The organism is Hydrogenophaga sp. (assembly GCF_011772445.1).
Classification (GTDB): Bacteria; Pseudomonadota; Gammaproteobacteria; order Burkholderiales; family Burkholderiaceae_C; genus Hydrogenophaga.
Map to the genome: position 1 here is coordinate 117,098 of NZ_WVZN01000044.1, position 17,142 is coordinate 134,239.

Sequence of the window (17,142 nt, forward strand, 5' to 3'; positions counted from 1 at the left end):
CGCGCCGCGGCGTGTGAGCACTGAGGCGGTCATTGCGCTGCGCTTCGGGAGCCCTTCATGGCCGAACTTCATCACCAGCTTGACCAGTACCTGACCTCCATGGGCCTGGGCTTCGCAAGAAGCGATCCTCTGGGATGCCTTCTGTTCGACACCGCGGAGGGTCTGCCTCTCGGGGCGGTGCCTGCTGGCGGCGACCGCATCCGCTTGTTCGCGTGTGCGGGCTATGTGAGCGCCGAGCAATTGCGCGGCCTTCACGAAGGCATCGGAGAACGCGGCACCGACGCGGCCGACGACGCGCAGGCGCCGTTCGATGGGCTGGAGCAAGACGCGGTGGCCCGTTGGTCCGCCGAAGGCGCCGACTGGGCCGTCGCCGTCGAGCGCACCAGTGGCGCCGTCACCCTGTCCATGTTCCTGAGCGGGTTGCCGCGCCGTTCACACGACTGGCAAGCCTGCCTGGACGGTTTCGCTCGGCAATTCGACGACTGGCGCGGGCGCCTGCGGGCCGCGCCGCCCGCGCCGCACCGGTGCGCCATCGAACATTTCCCGGGCTTGAACGCGGGCCACGCGCTGCGTTGTTGAGCAGGAGGCCTCCCCGCCTGCCCCGTGTTGGCCTGCATGCAACAGCCCGATCCACCTCCCTCTGTCCTCCCCTTGCAAGAGCATTTCCCACTGCCATGACTCCACAGAAATCCCCCCCAAAGAACCTGTCGACAGGAACCTCGGGCACTTCATACCAGTCGAGCAAGCCCGCGTCGACGAAGCGACATCCGTCGGCGTCGAAAAATGAGGGCGGCCACGCAAAAGGCAGCCACGCATCGCCCACCACCGGCCTGAGTTCACAGCACAAGCACCAGGCCTCATCACGCGGCCAGCGGAGGGGCCCTTCGTCGATCGCGCGCAAGGACTTCGTTGATGTCGAGCACCTTGACCTGCTGCTCGGCGCCATCGATGTCCTTGCCATGAAGGGGATGCCTGGTCTCGCCACGAGCGGCGAAGGCGTTGTTCCGAAGGAGCACCTGCGCCTGCGGGACGAGGAGCGCCAGGTGTGGCAGGCCGCCATCGAACTCATGGCGGCGAAAGGCGAATTCACCGTCGCCCGGCGCTTGCTGGCCATGTGCGACACGGCCACGCGGGCCGCCCTGTTTCAGGCGCTGTCGCAGCCCTGTCTCCAGGCGATGCTGTCAAACCCCGTCAAGCGCGAGCAGCGGTCCTTCGTCCAGCTGATTCGCACCACCATTGAGCACGCCATCGTGAAAGGCCGGAGCGAGTGGGCGCTCCCCCTGCTGGACATGCTGCCGCCCTTCGATCGGGCCGATGCGCTCCTGAGCCTGACCGATCTCCACTCCTCGCCCCAACCCCTGGTGGCGAGCAAGGCGCCAGAGGCCCTGACGAGGAGCGCTGCCATGTCCGACGAGTGCTGGGAGGTGTTGGTGCTGGTGCTCCAGCCGGTGGTGGACAGCGTGGCGGATCAAAAGGGGCAGCCCGTGCTCGAGCTCGGCCCCAAGCAGATAAGCGTTTCCCAACCGCTGCAGGCCGGGCGTGATGTCTCGCACGCCTTCTCCCAGGCGATCGCCTATCTGCAGACACAGGGGCATGTCTTGCAGGCCTGCCAGTTGCTCTCGATGTGCGATCCCCTGGCGTGCGCCTACGTGCTGCAAGGTCTCATGCAGGAGTCACCCGCCTGCGTCGAGCATCTGGTGGGGCACAGCCTGTTCGCTAAGGCCGTGGCCGGCTGCCTGGCGCACGTGGAGGGCATGCCGCTGGATGACCGGACCAGGCTGCAGGGCACCCTGAAACAACTGGAGAAGTACCGCCCGAAACCCGCGATCGCCGGCGTGAGCGCCGAGCGGGCGAGCAGCTTCTGGCAAGCCTACGCCGAGTGTTCCGACGCAGAGCGCAAGGACCTTCGGTGGCGGGTGCCTGCTTCGTTTCCCCCCCGCGAAGCGGCGGGGATCGACACCGGGCAATTGCCGTCCGACGTGTCCCAGGACATCGATCTCGCGTTCGCGGTCAGCCCCGAGGCCGGCCTGCTGGCCTGCGAGGGGTGGCTGGGCCAGTTGCCGGCATTGACGCTGAGCCATCCGGCGAAAGCCTTGTCCCTGGCATGGACCGTGGTGTGCGCCCTGGAGACGCATGCACCGTCGGAGCAGTGGACCGAGGCGCAGCGCAACCGGCGAACCCGCTGGATCGAGCGGCCACTGGAACAGCCGCTGGGCGTGTGGACGCTGGCGGTGCTGCCCGGCATCGCGCAGGCGGATCAGTCGGTCGTGCTGGCGGCGCTGGTCGAGCAGGCCGCCAATGTGCCTGTGCCGCGATGTGTGGCCCTTCTGGCGCAATGGGTGGACGTGCATGCCCAGCTGCTGGGTGCCGCTGGATCCAGCGGCCTGGCAGCGAGCGCGCAGCCCTTGCGCCATGGCCTGCTCCAGGGACTCACCAGCCTCCTGAACGATCTCGGGCCTTACGGGGATGAAGGACTTCGGTCCTCGATGAAGGCGCTCATGACGCGGCTGTCTGGCGGGCTGGGCAAACGCTTCGAGAAGGCATTGGCGGGCGGGCGGCTTGAGGAGGCCGCGGACTGGGTCGGCGAAATGTTCCAGTCGGGCGACCCTGAGGCGGGCGATTGCTTCATGAGCCTGGTGGCCGCCATCAAGAAGACCCTCGGGGCGGTCGATCTGGCGTTCGGCCAAGGCGAGGGCGGGCTGAGCGTGGTGTCCACGCTGGCACCGCAGGGTGAAGCCGTTCCCCTCATCGCTCCTGGGTTGGGCCAGCAACAGGTGGTGCTTGAGCGCGCGGTCTTGTGCCTGGAGATCTGCGGCAACGGCGACGAGTCGCCCTTCCTGCCGGCCTTGCACCGGTGGCTGCAGGCGAATCCGGTCGATGGGTCCCTGCTGGCACCCGATGACCGGCGCAAGATCGAGGCCTATCGGACGCGTGTCCAGGTGGCCAGGCAGAGCCTGACCACCTGGACGCCCGGCGCCAGCTCGCTCCATCAGGTGCGGCGCTGGCTGGGTGCACTGCGTCTCCTGGGGCAGCCGCTCGGCCAGGAGGACGCGCAGGCCATCCTGGATGAGCTGTCCCGGCCCGAGTTCGGCCAGTGGATGGACGCCGTGATGCAGACGAGTGAAGGGCGGGCCGTCATCGAACGTGTCTTGTTCGACCTGTTGTGCAGCCCGCATGTCGATGAGCGCACGCTTCGCTGGCTCGTCGGCCGGCATGCGCACCGCATGAACCTGTCGGCGGCCCTGGGCCGGGCGCCGCAGCCGAACGGACAGGGTGAGGTGCCACCCACGGGCGTCGAGGGCCTGTTGTCACTGGTCAAGGCCCTGGTGCGGTTTCCCTCCGTGCTTCAGATGCACATCGACACCGAGGGCCCTCGCGGCACCGAATGGCGGGAGTTGATGGAGTTGAGCCGCTGGTTGAGCACGCACTACCAGGATCCCTTGCAGCCCACCGCGGGCGAGACCTGGACGTCGCCCTTCTGGAGCTACGTGGGCGATCATGGCCAGGTCGAGGGGCTGGTGAAGAAGGCGTGGAGCACGAGCTTGGTGCATGGCTTGCCCTGCCCCGACTGGGTTCACAAGGGATGCCTGACAGCTGAGCGGATGGTTCGCCAGAGCTTCAATCTGTGGGATGGCAAGGTTCTGAACGCCTTCGCGCAAGCGCTGGCCAGCGCCAAAGGGCTTGAGGCCACGGCCGTCTGGCCCACCCTGTTGCACCACCTGATGCTGGCCATCACCAGCAGTTCGACAACCATCGATGCCTTCGCCAAGAGTGCCCGTAACCGGCTCTACAGCCTGGCGGATGCCCAGCCGCACGAGAGCTTCCAGTTCGACCCCTCGTGGGCCGTGGCTTCGGTGACGGCGTTTCGTGCGCGCCTGAACCAACACCAGGCGCAGGGTGCCACGGTGATCGACGAGCAGCTCCTCGTTCGCGCGGCCGCTCTGGTGGCGGTGTGGCTGGCCGCGACGCGGCGGCATCCCCAATGGACGCAGGCCTTGAATGACGACGACCGCCGCTGGGTCGAGGGCCTGGTGAAACTGGCGCAGGGGATGGACTGGAGCCGTCCCAGTCTGAAGGATCAAGAGAGTCAGCACCTGAAGGACTTCGCCACCCAGTGGTTTGACAGCTTGGTGAAGGCCGACCACTGATCGATCGGGCCCGGCGGCGGGGTGGTTGAACCCCCTGGATGGCAGGGGTGCCTCTGCGGCGGTAGACTTCCGCCGCCGCAGAGCACCCGCCCCCGCGTCCCCGCGCGGCGTGGCGGTCTTCCCCACACCCCAGGAGCCATCCCCCCATGCCCGTCGACCAACAGGCGCTGATGCAGGCGCTGCAAGCCGTGCAGGACCCGAACACCGGGCGCGATTTCGTCTCCACCAAGGCGCTCAAGGGCCTGCAGGTGAACGAAGGCGACGTGTCTTTCGAGGTTGAACTCGGCTACCCCGCCAAGAGCCAGATGCCCGCGCTGCGCAAGGCGCTGATCGCGGCGGCGCGATCGGTGCCGGGCGTGGAGAACGTGTCGGTGAACCTGCAGACCAAGGTCACCGCGCACGCGGTGCAGCGTGGCGTGCAGCTCATGCCCAATGTCAAGAACATCATCGCCGTGGCCTCGGGCAAGGGCGGCGTGGGCAAGAGCACCACGGCCGTGAACCTGGCACTGGCGCTGGCGGCCGAAGGCGCCAAGGTCGGCGTGCTCGACGCCGACATCTACGGCCCCAGCCAGCCCATGATGCTGGGCATCGAGGGCCGGCCCGAGAGCATCGACGGCCAGACCATGGAGCCGCTGGAAAACTACGGCGTGCAGGTCATCTCCATCGGCTTCCTCATCGACCGCGACGAGGCCATGATCTGGCGCGGCCCCATGGCCACGCAGGCGCTGGAGCAGCTGCTGCGCCAGACCAACTGGAAGGATCTGGACTACCTCATCGTCGACATGCCGCCCGGCACCGGCGACATCCAGCTCACGCTCTCGCAGCGCGTGCCCGTCACGGGCGCGGTCATCGTCACCACGCCGCAGGACATCGCCCTGCTCGACGCGCGCAAGGGCCTCAAGATGTTCGAGAAGGTGGGCGTGCCCATCCTGGGCATCGTCGAGAACATGGCCGTGCACGTGTGCGAGAAGTGCGGTCACGTGGAGCACATCTTTGGCGCCGACGGTGGCAAGAACATGGCGGCCGAATACGGCATGGATTACCTGGGCGCGCTGCCGCTGAACATGAGCATCCGCGTGCAGGCCGACGGCGGGCGGCCCACCGTGGTGGCCGACCCCGAGGGCGAGATCGCGGGGCTGTACAAGTCGGTGGCGCGGCAGGTGGCGATCAAGATCGCGGCCAAGGCCAAGGACTTCAGCTCGAAGTTCCCGAGCATCAAGATCTCCAGCGACACCTGAGCGGCGCGAGCGCGGAACCGCGCGCCAGTCCTTGCCCACCCAGGCGATCGCTGTCGTTTGGGAGGAGAGAAGGATGCTGCGCAAGGTTTCAAGCCCGGGTGCTGTCGGGGGCGCTCATGCGGTGTCGCTGCCTCGCGGCACTCTTGTCATAGAAAAAGCCGGAGTCAAGCTCCTCGACGTCGAGCAGCTCCGCCGTGTGGCGTTGAGCGACATCGAGTCCGTGCTGAACGACGCGCTGCAAGACGCGGTCGATGACCCGAACTGGTCCGATCACTTGCTGCACTACGCCGGGCTTTTCGATCAACTGCAGAGCGACTCGCAATGGCCGGACGGGCTCATCGTGGCCCGCGCCTTGCGGGACGGTCTTCTGCAGGCCCTCGACCAGAGGGGTGCGTCGGCCTTGGGCCTGGATGAGCTGTCTCGCCGGGCGCTGATCGAGCAGCGCCTGGACGATGGGCCGATCGGACGGTTTGGCTGGGCGCTGCGCACGGGGGACTTGCACGCGGCGGCGGCGTGCGTGCAGGAGGTGCAGGCCTTGAACGAGGTCCTGGCGCTGGAGATGGCGAGCGATGTGGTGGAGGTGCTGACCACGGAGTTGGCGCATGCCGATTTGCGGGTGGGATGGGCGACGATCGAGACCCGGCCCGTCTTCGAGGACCAGATCGGGTACCGGATGGCCGATCTGCGACGGCAGTTCGTCGTGGTGTTGCGAGCGTGGTCTGTCCTGCAATGCCTGAACATGGCGCCGTCCCTTCCTTTGGCTTCGTCCTGCCAGCGCTGGCTGCTGGAGCGGCTGCCCACCGACGAAGTCCAGCCGGCGGTGCTGGACTTGCTCAAGGAGTCACGGAACGACCGGGCGCTGCGCTCGGTCCTGATGGACCTGTTCGAGCAGGCGCTGTGCTCGTCCAGCGCCAAGCCTGAGGAACTGGAGTGGCTGATCCTTCAGTACGCGGAGCACATCGACCTGGCCGATGTGCTGGCGCCCATACGCCCGCCCGCAGACCCGAAGGCACTGCCGGTGTCCGGCTTTGACCGCCTGATCGAACTGGCCCAGAAACTCGCCGATCCTTCCCACCGGGAACGGGTGGGGCAAGCCCACCAGGATGCCTGGCGTACCGGCTGGGCGGTGCTGCTGGACCTGAGCCAGTACCTGTTCGAGCACAAAGGCGAGACATCCTGCCTTGACGTTGGCGAGGAGGAAATCCCTCTTGCGGCGTGGCAGCAATTGCCTCACTACCTGCGCCGGCGAGACCGCGAGCCAAAGGTGTCCGGCGCCGACACCCTCTTCTTCGGTATCTGGCTGTGCTCGGCCTCGAATGGACTCCGATCTGTCACTACCGATGGGTACATGCTGTCGAGACTGGGGCTGAAATGGTCGCAAATGAAGGGCTACGACCTGCTGCCGTTCTGGGAGCCGCCGGTGCGGGAGCGTCTGTTCGCCAGCCTGGCGTCGCACGCCTTGAAGGGATTGTCCCAACCGCAGCAGCAAGCGCTGCTGCGGCGCAATCTGATGGGCATTCTCTTGCGATCGACCGTCGCGGTGCTGACGATCGCGGTGAAACTCGCTGCCCAGATGCGGTTCGCACCTGGACCCGACTGGGCCACAGCGAGTGTCGAGGCTTGCCTGCAATGGGCCGATGAGGTGTGCGGCGATACCACCATCCAGGGGACAAAAGGCGAAGCACTGGCCCAACTGTGGCGGTACTACGCGGACCGGCATCCCGAATGGCTCGATGCGATGAAGACCCGCTATCCCTGGGTCAGCGAGGCCATCGACGAACTCGAACAGGGTGAGAAGCAGGGCTACCGCACCGAAGCCATCATCTCTCGACGCTTGAAGGAGCAACTGATCAAGCAGTGACGCAGCGTGCACTTACCGCCTCCGCGGTATGGCCATTGCTTGCGGCTTGGGCTTTCATCGCGGGTATCCACGAGGACCCCCTTGCCATGAAGACGCCCGCTCACCGCATCCAGCGCATGTCGCGCACCGACCTGGCGCTGGCCCTGCAATGGGCCACGCGCGAGGGCTGGAATCCCGGTCTGCACGACACCGACCTGTTCCACGCGATCGATCCGCGCGGCCACTTCATGGCCTGGATCGGCGAACAACCCGTGGCCTGCATCAGCGGCCTGCGCCACGGTGTGGGGTATGGCTTCGTGGGCCTCTACATCGTGGAGCCCCGCTTTCGCGGCAAGGGCCTGGGGCTGGCGGTGTGGAACGCGGCGCTGGAGCACCTCAAGGGCTGTGTGGTCGGGCTCGACGGGGTGCCTGAGCAGCAGGGCAACTACGCGCGCAGCGGCTTCGACCTGGCCTGGCGCAACCGGCGCTACAGCGGCGTCGGCCTGGGCCCGCGCCCGCCGCACCCGCGCATCGTGCGCCTGGCGGGCATGCCGTTCGACAGTGTGGCCGCCTACGATCGGCGCTTTCATCCGGAGCCGCGCCCGGCCTTCCTGCAGGGCTGGATCCGCCAGCGCCGCGGCACGTCGCTGGGCTGGCTGCAGGACGGCGAGTTGCGCGGTTACGGGGTGCGGCGCGCCTGCGTGCAGGGCCACAAGATCGGCCCGCTGTGCGCCGATTCGCCAGCCATTGCCGACGGCCTGATGCAGGCCCTGTGCGCAGGCGTGGGGCCGCAGGAACCCGTTCACCTGGACATGCCCGAGCCCAACCGCGAGGCATTGGCGCTGGCCGAGCGGCACGGCTTCGTGGCGGGCTTTCCGACGGCGCGCATGTACCGCGGGCCGCGGCCCCATGTGGACCTGGCGCGGCAGTACGCGCTGACGGCGCTGGAGATCGGCTAGGACTGCGCCGCCGGGCTCAGCCCGCCGCCTTCTCCCGTTCCCGCAGCCGGAAGCGCTGGATCTTGCCGGTGGCGGTCTTGGGCAGTTCGTCCACGAACTCGATGAAGCGCGGGTACTTGTAGGGCGCCAGGCGCTCCTTCACGAAGGCCTGCAGATCGGACGCGCTGGCCTGCTGGCCGGGCTTGAGCACCACGTAGGCCTTGGTCTTGGTCAGACCGTCGCTGTCTTCCTTGCCGATGACGGCGGCCTCCAGCACGGCGGGGTGCTGCACCAGCGTGGCCTCCACCTCGAAGGGGCTCACGTAGATGCCGCTGACCTTGAGCATGTCGTCGTTGCGGCCGGCGTAGGTGTAGGTGCCGTTGGCGTTGCGCAGGTACTTGTCGCCGCTCTTGGTCCAGCCGCCCTGGAAGGTGTCGCGGGTCTTGGCGCGGTTGTTCCAGTACATCAGCGCGGCGCTGGGGCCCTTGATGTAGAGGTCGCCGATCCCGGAGGACCCATCGGCGTTGTCGGCCACGGGTCGGCCATCTTCGTCGCGCAGCTCCACCTCGTAGCCCGGCACGGGGCGGCCGGTGCTGCCGTAGTGCACCTCGCCCGGCACGTTGGACAGGAAGATGTGCAGCATTTCAGTGGAGCCGATGCCATCGATGATCTCGACGCCGAAGTGGCGCGTCCAGCGCTCGCCGATGTCCTGTGGCAGCGCCTCGCCGGCCGAGGAGCACAGGCGCAGGGCCACCGCGCTTCTTGCGGGCAGATCGGGGCTGGCGAGCATGCCGCCGTAACCCGTGGGCGCGCCGCAGAAGATGGTGGGCCGGTGCTCGGTCAAACGCTTGAAGCAGGCCTGCGGCGTGGGCCGCTCGGCCATCAGTACCACGCTGGCGCCCACGCTCAGCGGAAAGCTCAGCGCGTTGCCCAGGCCGTAGGCGAAGAAGAGCTTGGCGGCGGAGAAGACCACGTCGTCCTCGCGCATCTTGAGCACGCCCTTGCCGTAGAGCTCGGCCGTCCAGTACAAGTTGCCCTGCGTGTGCACGGTGCCCTTGGGCGCGCCGGTGGAGCCGCTGGAGTAGAGCCAGAAGGCGGGCTCGTCGGCGTGCGTGTCGGTGGGCTCGGCGGGCCGCGCGCGCGACAGCAGGTCGGCGAAGTCGTGCGCGCCCGCGGGCAGCTTGTCGGCGCGGGAGACGATCAGGTGCTTGACGTCGTGCGTGCGCAGCGCCAGAGCATCTTCGATCACCGGGACCAGCGCGCCCGACACGATGGCGGCCTGCGCGCGGCTGTCGCCCAGCATGTAGGCAATGTCCTTGGCCGGCAGCAGGGTGTTCACCGCCACGGGCACCACGCCTGCGTACAGCGCGCCCAGGAAGGCCACCACCCAGTCGCTGCTGTCCTGCGCGAACAGCAGCACGCGCTCCTCGCGGCGCAGGCCCAGGGCCTGCAACGCACCGGCGCAGCGGCGCACGGCCTCGTCGAGCTCGCCGTAGCTGAGGCGGCCGCGGTCGTCGATGAGGGCGGTCTTGTCCGCGCGCGCGGCGTTGGCCGCGAGCAGGTGGCGCGCGAAGTTGAAGCGCGCCGGTGGCGCGGCCACGGTGTCGGTGCTCATGGCTTGTCTCCTCGGGATCGTGGACTCAATACGTCAGGGGCGTGGCGCTGGCGGCCAGCGCGTCGAGCGCGGCCGTGCTCGCCTGCACCGCGCTGCGGCGGTGGTAGAAGCCCAGGGCGCGCAGGCCGCCGAGTTCTTCGCCGCCGCCCGCGCGGCCGGGGCCGCCGTGCAGGGAATGCGGCATCACGTTGCCATGGCCGGTGTGCAGGCTGGCTACGTCGGGCGAGATGGCGTGCACGCGGCCGTGGCTGTCGGCCAGCTCCAGCGCGGCGCGCGCGGTGAAGGCCGGGTCGGCGCTGTAGACCGAGGCCACGAGCGAGCCCTGGCCGCGGCGGATGAGTTCGAAGGCCTGGACCTCGTTGTCGTAGGGCATGAGGGTGGAGACGGGGCCGAAGACCTCCACGTCGTGCAGCACGCGCGCGCCGACGGGGTCGGTGGTGCCCAGCAGCACGGGCTGGGCGCAGGCGGCGACGGCGGGATCGGCGTCCACCAGGGCCTGGTTGCGGCCGTCGTACAGGGGCTTGGCCTCGGCCAGCAGTTGCGCGAGGCCTTCGCGCACGCCGTCGAACTGCGCGCGGCTCACCAGCGCGCCCATGCGCACGGCCTCATTGCGCGGGTTGCCCACGCTGATCCTGGCGAGCTTGGCGCCGATGGCCTGGGCCGCCGCGTCGTACAGCGCGCGCGGCACGAAGGCGCGGCGGATGGCGGTGCACTTCTGGCCGCTCTTGACGGTCATCTCGCGCACCACCTCGCCCACGAAGAGCGCGAAGGCCTCACTGTCGGCGGTGGCGCTCGGGTCGAGCAGGGCGCTGTTGAGGCTGTCGGCCTCGATGTTGCAGCGCACCGAGCGCTCGGCGATGGCCTTGTGCCCGCGGATCTGCGCCGCCGTGCCGGCCGAGCCGGTGAAGGACAGCACGTCAAAGGGCTGCAGCGCGTCCAGCAGGCCGGCCGACGAGCCGCAGATGACCGACAGCGCGCCGGCCGGCAGCACGCCGGCCTCCACCACGTCCTGCACCATGCGCTGCGTGAGCCAGGCGGTGGGCGTGCCCGGCTTCACCACCACGGGCACGCCAGACAGCAGCGCGGGCGCGGCCTTCTCCCACAGGCCCCAGCTGGGGAAGTTGAAGGCGTTGATGAACAGCGCCAGGCCGCGCGTGGGCGTGAGGATGTGCTGGCTCTGGAAGGCCGGGTCCTTGCCGAGGCGGATGCGCTCGCCGTCGAGCAGGGCGCGCGCGTCGCCGAGTTTTTCACCCCAGCGCGCGTACTGGCCGATGGTGAAGATGCCGCCGTCGATGTCCACGGCCGAGTCGCGCGTGACGGTGCCCGAGTTGGCGGTGGCGATGGCGTAGTAGTCGTCGCGTTTGGCCTGCAGCACCTGGCCGATGGCGCCGAGCAGGCCGGCCCGTTCGCGGTAGCTGAGCGCGCGCAGCGCGGCGCCGCCCTGTTCGCGGGCGAAGGCGAAGGCACTGGCCAGGTCCAGGCCCTCGCGGCTCACGCGCACGAGTTCGGTGCCCAGCACCGGGTCGAAGAGGGGGGTGCCGGGGCCTTGGCCCGCCTGGGCCTTGCCGGCGACGATGTTGGGCAGCAATTGGGTGGTGGTCATGGCTGGGGACTGGTGTCGGGACCGCCTAAGCGATAAAGTGCACTATGTTGCGTGCGGCGAAATGTGCATTAAAGTGCATGTCTTGCCAATTTGCAAGCCCGCAAACCCTTAGCCCGAGTCTCCCGACCGCCGCCAACCATGGACGCCGACGCCAGCGCCGCCGCTGCCACCCCCCCCTCCGTCGAAGACGAGGGCCGGCACCCCTTCCTCGTGGCGCTGGGCGAGCGCGTGCGCACCCTGCGCTCGCGCCGCGGCATGACGCGCAAGGCCGTGGCGCTGGCGGCCGACGTCTCCGAGCGCCACCTGGCGAACCTGGAGTACGGCACGGGCAACGCCTCCATCCTGGTGCTGCTGCAGGTGGCCGAGGCCTTGCAATGCTCGCTGGCCGAGCTGCTGGGCGACGTCAGCACGAGCTCGCCCGAGTGGCTGCTGATCCGCGAGATGCTGGCCGGCCGGCCCGAGAGCGACCTGCGCCGCGTGCGCGTGGCCATCGGCGGCGCGCTGGGCCAGGGCCGCACCGAGAGCGACAGCACGCGGCACACGCGCATCGCGCTCATCGGCCTGCGCGGGGCGGGCAAGTCCACCCTGGGGCAGCGCCTGGCGGACGATCTGGGCTACGCCTTCATCGAACTGAGCCGCGAGATCGAGAAGTTCGCTGGCTGCAGCATCGAGGAGATCCACGCGCTCTACGGCACGCCGGCCTACCGGCGCTACGAGCGCCGCGCGCTGGAAGAGGCCATCCAGATCTACCCCGAGGTGGTGATCGCCACGCCCGGCGGGCTGGTGTCGGACGCGGCCAATTTCAACGTGCTGCTGGCCCACTGCACCACCGTGTGGCTGCAGGCCGACCCGGCCGACCACATGGGCCGCGTGGCGGCCCAGGGCGACATGCGGCCCATGGCCGCCAGCCGCGAGGCCATGGAAGACCTGAAGCGCATCCTCGGGGGCCGCTCGGCCTTCTATTCCAAGGCCGACCTGCACTTCAACACCAGCGCCTACGCGGGCGTGGACGAGGCCTTCCTGGCCCTGCGCGACCAGGTGCAGCGCCTGATCGCGACCCCGAGCCGCTGAACGACGGCCGACGAACGGCTGAAACATGCAGCAAAATGCATTGACTGCGTTTGAATGCATGCACTATTATTCGTGTCATGCCGCTGGCACCGGAAATCCAGTGCCGCCGATGCCCCACCGCCCGAGGAGACTTTCATGAGCCAACCCGCCCCCGTCGACTACCGCACCGAGCCCGGCCAGTACCGCCACTGGAAGCTGTCCGTGGACGGTGCCACCGCCACCCTCGCCGTCAACATCGACGAAGACGCCGGCATCCGCCCGGGCTACAAGCTCAAGCTCAACAGCTACGACCTGGGCGTGGACGTGGAGCTGCACGACGCGGTCAACCGCATCCGCTTCGAGCACCCGCAGGTGCGCACCGTGGTCGTCACCAGCCTGAAGGACCGTGTGTTCTGCTCCGGCGCCAACATCTTCATGCTCGGCCTCTCCAGCCACGCCTGCAAGGTGAACTTCTGCAAGTTCACCAACGAGACGCGCAACGGCCTGGAGGACTCGTCGAGGCACAGCGGCCTGAAGTTCATCGCCGCCGTCAACGGCGCCTGCGCCGGCGGCGGTTACGAGCTGGCCCTGGCCTGCGACGAGATCGTGCTGGTCGACGACCGCAGCAGCGCCGTGAGCCTGCCCGAGGTGCCGCTGCTGGGCGTGCTGCCCGGCACCGGCGGCCTGACCCGCGTGACCGACAAGCGCCACGTGCGCCACGACCTGGCCGACATTTTCTGCACCACCAGCGAAGGCGTGCGCGGCCAGAAGGCCGTGGACTGGCGCCTGGTCGACTCCATCGCCAAGCCGCAGCAGTTCGCCGCCCACGTGGCCGCGCGCGCCCAGGCCCTGGCCGCCCAGAGCGACCGCCCGGCCGATGGCAAGGGCGTGGCCCTGCCGCGCATCGAACGCACCGACAGCGCCGACGGCATCGCCTACCAGTACGTCAACGTCACCATTGACCGCGCCAAGCGCACCGCCACGCTGACGGTGAAGGCGCCGACCAGCGCCCAGCCCACCGACATCGCCGGCATCGAGGCCGCGGGCGCCGCGTGGTGGCCGCTGCAGATGGGCCGCGAGCTCGACGACGCGATCCTGAACCTGCGCACCAACGAGCTGGACATCGGCACCTGGCTGATCAAGACCGAAGGCGATGCCGCCGCCGTGCTGGCCAGCGACGCGACCCTGCTCAAGCACCAGGACCACTGGTTCGTGCGCGAAACCATCGGCCTGCTGCGCCGCACCTTCGCCCGCATGGACGTGTCCTCGCGCAGCCTGTTCGCGCTGATCGAGCAGGGTTCCTGCTTCGCCGGAACGCTGGCCGAACTGGCCTTCTGCGCCGACCGCACCTACATGCTCGCGCTGCCCGACGACGAAGCGAACGCGCCGAAGATCACGCTGGGCGAGTTCAACCTGGGCCTGCTGCCCATGGTCAACGGCCAGTCGCGCCTGCAGCGCCGCTTCTACGAAGAGACGCCCGCCATGGAGGCCGTGCGCGGTGCCGTGGGCCAGGCGCTGGACGCCGACGCCGCCTTCAAGCTGGGTCTGGTGACCGCCGCGCCCGATGACATCGACTGGGCCGACGAGGTGCGCATCGCCATCGAGGAACGCGCCGCCATGTCGCCTGACGCCCTGACCGGCCTGGAGGCCAACCTGCGTTTCGCCCAGAAGGAGAACATGCTGACGCGCATCTTCGGCCGCCTCTCCGCCTGGCAGAACTGGATCTTCATCCGCCCCAACGCCGTCGGCGACAAGGGCGCGCTCAAGGTCTATGGCAAGGGCGACAAAGCGCTCTTCGACTTCAATCGCGTCTGACCCACCAACCCCGCCACCGAACCCGAGGAAGAACGACATGTCCACGATCAACTACAGCGAGAAGATCCCGAACAACGTCAACCTGTCCGAAGACCGCACGCTGCAGCGCGCGCTGGAAGGCTGGCAGCCCAACTTCATCAACTGGTGGGACGACGTCGGCCCCGAGGGTTCGACCAACCACGAGGTCTACCTGCGCACGGCGGTCAGCGTGGACCCGCAGGGCTGGGCCCAGTTCGGCCACGTGAAGATGCCCGACTACCGCTGGGGCATCTTCCTCAACCCCGGCGAGGCCGATCGCAAGATCCATTTCGGTGACCACAAGGGCGAGGCCGCCTGGAACGACGTGCCCGGCGAGCACCGCGCCAACCTGCGCCGCATCATCGTCACGCAGGGCGACACCGAGCCGGCGTCGGTGGAGCAGCAGCGCCACCTGGGCCTGACCGCGCCCAGCATGTACGACCTGCGCAACCTGTTCCAGGTCAACGTGGAAGAGGGCCGCCACCTCTGGGCCATGGTCTACCTGCTGCACAAGCACTTCGGCCGCGACGGCCGCGAAGAGGCCGAGGCGCTGCTGGAGCGCCAATCGGGCGACCAGGACAACCCGCGCATCCTCGGTGCGTTCAACGAGAAGACGCCCGACTGGCTGGCCTTCTTCATGTTCACCTACTTCACCGACCGCGACGGCAAGTACCAGCTCGCCGCGCTGGCCGAGTCCGGGTTCGACCCGCTGGCCCGCACGACCAAGTTCATGCTGACCGAGGAAGCCCACCACATGTTCGTGGGCGAGACCGGCGTGTCGCGCGTGATGCAGCGCACCGCGAGGTGATGAACGAGCTCAAGACCGACGACCCGGCCAAGGTGCGCGCCGCCGGCGCCATCGACCTGGGCACCGTGCAGCGGTACCTCAACTTCCACTACTCCGTCACCATCGACCTGTTCGGTGCCGACCAGTCGAGCAACGCCGCCATCTTCTACAGCTCGGGCCTCAAGGGCCGTTACGAAGAAGGCAAGCGCAGCGACGACCACGTGCTCAAGGGCCAGACCTACAAGGTGCTCGAGGTGAAGGACGGCCAGCTCGTCGAGAAGGAAGTGCCCATGCTCAACGCGCTGAACGAGGTGCTGCGCGACGACTTCATCACCGATTCCGTGGCGGGTGTGAACCGCTGGAACAAGGTGCTGGAGAAGGCCGGCATTCCCACGCGCCTGACCGTGCCGCACAAGGCCTTCAACCGCCAGATCGGCGCGCTCGCGGGCATCAAGATGTCGCCCGAGGGTCGCGTCGTCAACGACGCCGAGTGGAACGCGAAGAAGGGCGAGTGGCTGCCCACGCCGGAAGACTTCGCCTTCGTGGCCTCGCTGATGGGCCGCGTGGTCGAGCCGGGCAAGTTCGCTGGCTGGATCGCGCCGCCGGTGATGGGCATCAACCGTCAACCGGTCGACTTCGAGTACGTAAGATTCGGCTGACCCCCTGCGCGGCTTCGCCGCTCCCCCCTGGAAGGGGGGCGATGCCTGAGGCCCGGCAAAGCCGGTTCCTCGGCATCCCCGGCCTGGGCCCGTGCGTGTCACTGGGCCCTTGTTGTTAGGAGACTGCTCATGAACGCCCCTGTTGAACTCGCTGTCATCCAGCAGCACCTGATCGACCCCGAGATCTGCATCCGCTGCAACACCTGCGAGGCGACCTGCCCCGTGGGCGCGATCACGCACGACTCGAACAACTACGTGGTCGACGCGAGCAAGTGCAACCTGTGCATGGCCTGCGTGCCGCCGTGCCCGACGGGCTCGATCGACAACTGGCGCACCATGCCCAAGGTGCGCGCGTACACCGTCGAGGAACAGTTCGGCTGGGAGTCGCTGCCCGAGGAACTGCCGCCCGAGGAACTGGCCGCTGCCGGCGCGCAAGCACCCGCGGCCGAGGCAGTGGCCCCTGCGCCCGCACCTGCTGCCGCCACCACCGAGGACAAGTTCGTCGCCAGCCGCTACGGCGCCACGCTGCCGCCCTGGTCGGCCGCGCACGCCTTCACCAACCTCTACGGCCCCAAGGCCGCGCAGAAGACCATCACCGCCACGGTGACGGGCAACCTGCGCGTCACCGACGTCGGCACCGACTACGACACGCACCACATCGTGCTGGACTTCGGCACCATGCCCTTTCCCGTGCTGGAAGGCCAGAGCATCGGTGTGGTGCCGCCGGGCACCGACGCCAAGGGCCGCGCGCACCACGCGCGCCAGTACAGCATCGCCAGCCCGCGCAACGGCGAGCGCCCGGGCCACAACAACCTCTCGCTCACCATCAAGCGCGTGCTGGAGGACTACGACGGCCAGCCGGTGCGCGGCGTGGCCAGCAACTTCATGTGCGACCTGAAGGTGGGCGACAAGGTGGAGGTGATCGGGCCTTTCGGCGCGAGCTTCCTCATGCCCAACCACCCCAAGAGCCACATCGTGATGATCTGCACCGGCACCGGTTCGGCGCCGATGCGCGCGATGACGGAGTGGCGGCGGCGCTTGCGCCAGTCGGGCAAGTTCGAGGGCGGCAAGCTCATGCTCTTCTTCGGCGCGCGCACGCAGCAGGAGTTGCCGTACTTCGGCCCGCTGCAGAGCCTGCCCAAGGATTTCATCGACACCAACTTCGCCTTCAGCCGCACGCCGGGCCAGCCCAAGAAGTACGTGCAGGATGCGATGCGCGAGCGCGCGGCCGATCTGGCCCAACTGCTCAAGGACCCGAACGCGCACTTCTACGTGTGTGGCCTCAAGAGCATGGAAGAGGGCGTGGTGCTGGCGCTGCGCGACATCGCCGCGGGCGCCGGGCTGGACTGGGAGGCGGTGGGCGCGTCGCTGCAGCGCGAAGGGCGTCTGCACCTCGAAACCTACTGAGGGCGGGCGCCGCCTCGGCGGCCT

Annotated in this window: 10 protein-coding genes and 1 pseudogene; 9 read left to right on the forward strand and 2 right to left on the reverse strand. The window is 68.5% G+C overall.

Translation table 11 applies throughout. The features are described from left to right. Nucleotides 1-57 precede the first annotated feature (57 nt). From GTO19_RS17700 to GTO19_RS17720, 5 genes are all read left to right on the forward strand, one after another. Entirely contained in the window at nt 58-579 is a 522-nt protein-coding gene (locus tag GTO19_RS17700) for a hypothetical protein (protein WP_291020413.1), read from the forward strand. Nucleotides 580-674: 95 nt separating this feature from the next. Further along, nucleotides 675-4,148, forward strand: coding sequence for a hypothetical protein (locus GTO19_RS17705; RefSeq protein ID WP_291020415.1), 3,474 nt, complete (start codon nt 675-677; stop codon nt 4,146-4,148). 146 nt (nt 4,149-4,294) lie between these two features. Then, nucleotides 4,295-5,386 (forward strand): iron-sulfur cluster carrier protein ApbC, encoded by a 1,092-nt coding sequence (apbC, locus tag GTO19_RS17710; protein WP_291020417.1) that lies wholly within the window; start codon nt 4,295-4,297, stop codon nt 5,384-5,386. A 73-nt stretch (nt 5,387-5,459) separates the two neighbouring features. Continuing rightward, a complete protein-coding gene (locus GTO19_RS17715) occupies nt 5,460-7,247 on the forward strand; it encodes a hypothetical protein (protein WP_291020419.1) in 1,788 nt (595 codons plus the stop codon). Nucleotides 7,248-7,333: 86 nt separating this feature from the next. Further along, the gene (locus tag GTO19_RS17720; RefSeq protein ID WP_291020421.1) at nt 7,334-8,185 is read left to right on the forward strand and encodes a GNAT family N-acetyltransferase; all 852 of its coding nucleotides are present in this window, start codon (nt 7,334-7,336) and stop codon (nt 8,183-8,185) included. Nucleotides 8,186-8,201: 16 nt separating this feature from the next. Here GTO19_RS17720 and GTO19_RS17725 read toward each other — a convergent pair whose 3' ends face one another. Both GTO19_RS17725 and GTO19_RS17730 read right to left on the reverse strand, forming a co-directional pair. Then, entirely contained in the window at nt 8,202-9,779 is a 1,578-nt protein-coding gene (locus tag GTO19_RS17725) for a benzoate-CoA ligase family protein (RefSeq protein WP_291020423.1), read from the reverse strand. 25 nt (nt 9,780-9,804) lie between these two features. Beyond that, the gene (locus GTO19_RS17730; protein ID WP_291020425.1) at nt 9,805-11,382 is read right to left on the reverse strand and encodes a 3,4-dehydroadipyl-CoA semialdehyde dehydrogenase; all 1,578 of its coding nucleotides are present in this window, start codon (nt 11,380-11,382) and stop codon (nt 9,805-9,807) included. Nucleotides 11,383-11,520: 138 nt separating this feature from the next. Here GTO19_RS17730 and GTO19_RS17735 point away from each other — a divergent pair, with 138 nt between their 5' ends. The 4 genes and pseudogenes from GTO19_RS17735 (at nt 11,521) to boxA (ending at nt 17,118) form a co-directional block, all read left to right on the forward strand. Next, nucleotides 11,521-12,453, forward strand: coding sequence for a helix-turn-helix transcriptional regulator (locus tag GTO19_RS17735; RefSeq protein WP_291020427.1), 933 nt, complete (start codon nt 11,521-11,523; stop codon nt 12,451-12,453). Between the two features lie 135 nt (nt 12,454-12,588). Then, a complete protein-coding gene (boxC, locus tag GTO19_RS17740) occupies nt 12,589-14,247 on the forward strand; it encodes a 2,3-epoxybenzoyl-CoA dihydrolase (protein ID WP_291020429.1) in 1,659 nt (552 codons plus the stop codon). Between the two features lie 37 nt (nt 14,248-14,284). Further along, nucleotides 14,285-15,711, forward strand: a pseudogene (gene boxB, locus GTO19_RS17745) (benzoyl-CoA 2,3-epoxidase subunit BoxB). 129 nt (nt 15,712-15,840) lie between these two features. Then, nucleotides 15,841-17,118 (forward strand): benzoyl-CoA 2,3-epoxidase subunit BoxA, encoded by a 1,278-nt coding sequence (gene boxA / locus GTO19_RS17750; protein WP_291020431.1) that lies wholly within the window; start codon nt 15,841-15,843, stop codon nt 17,116-17,118. Nucleotides 17,119-17,142: the final 24 nt, after the last annotated feature.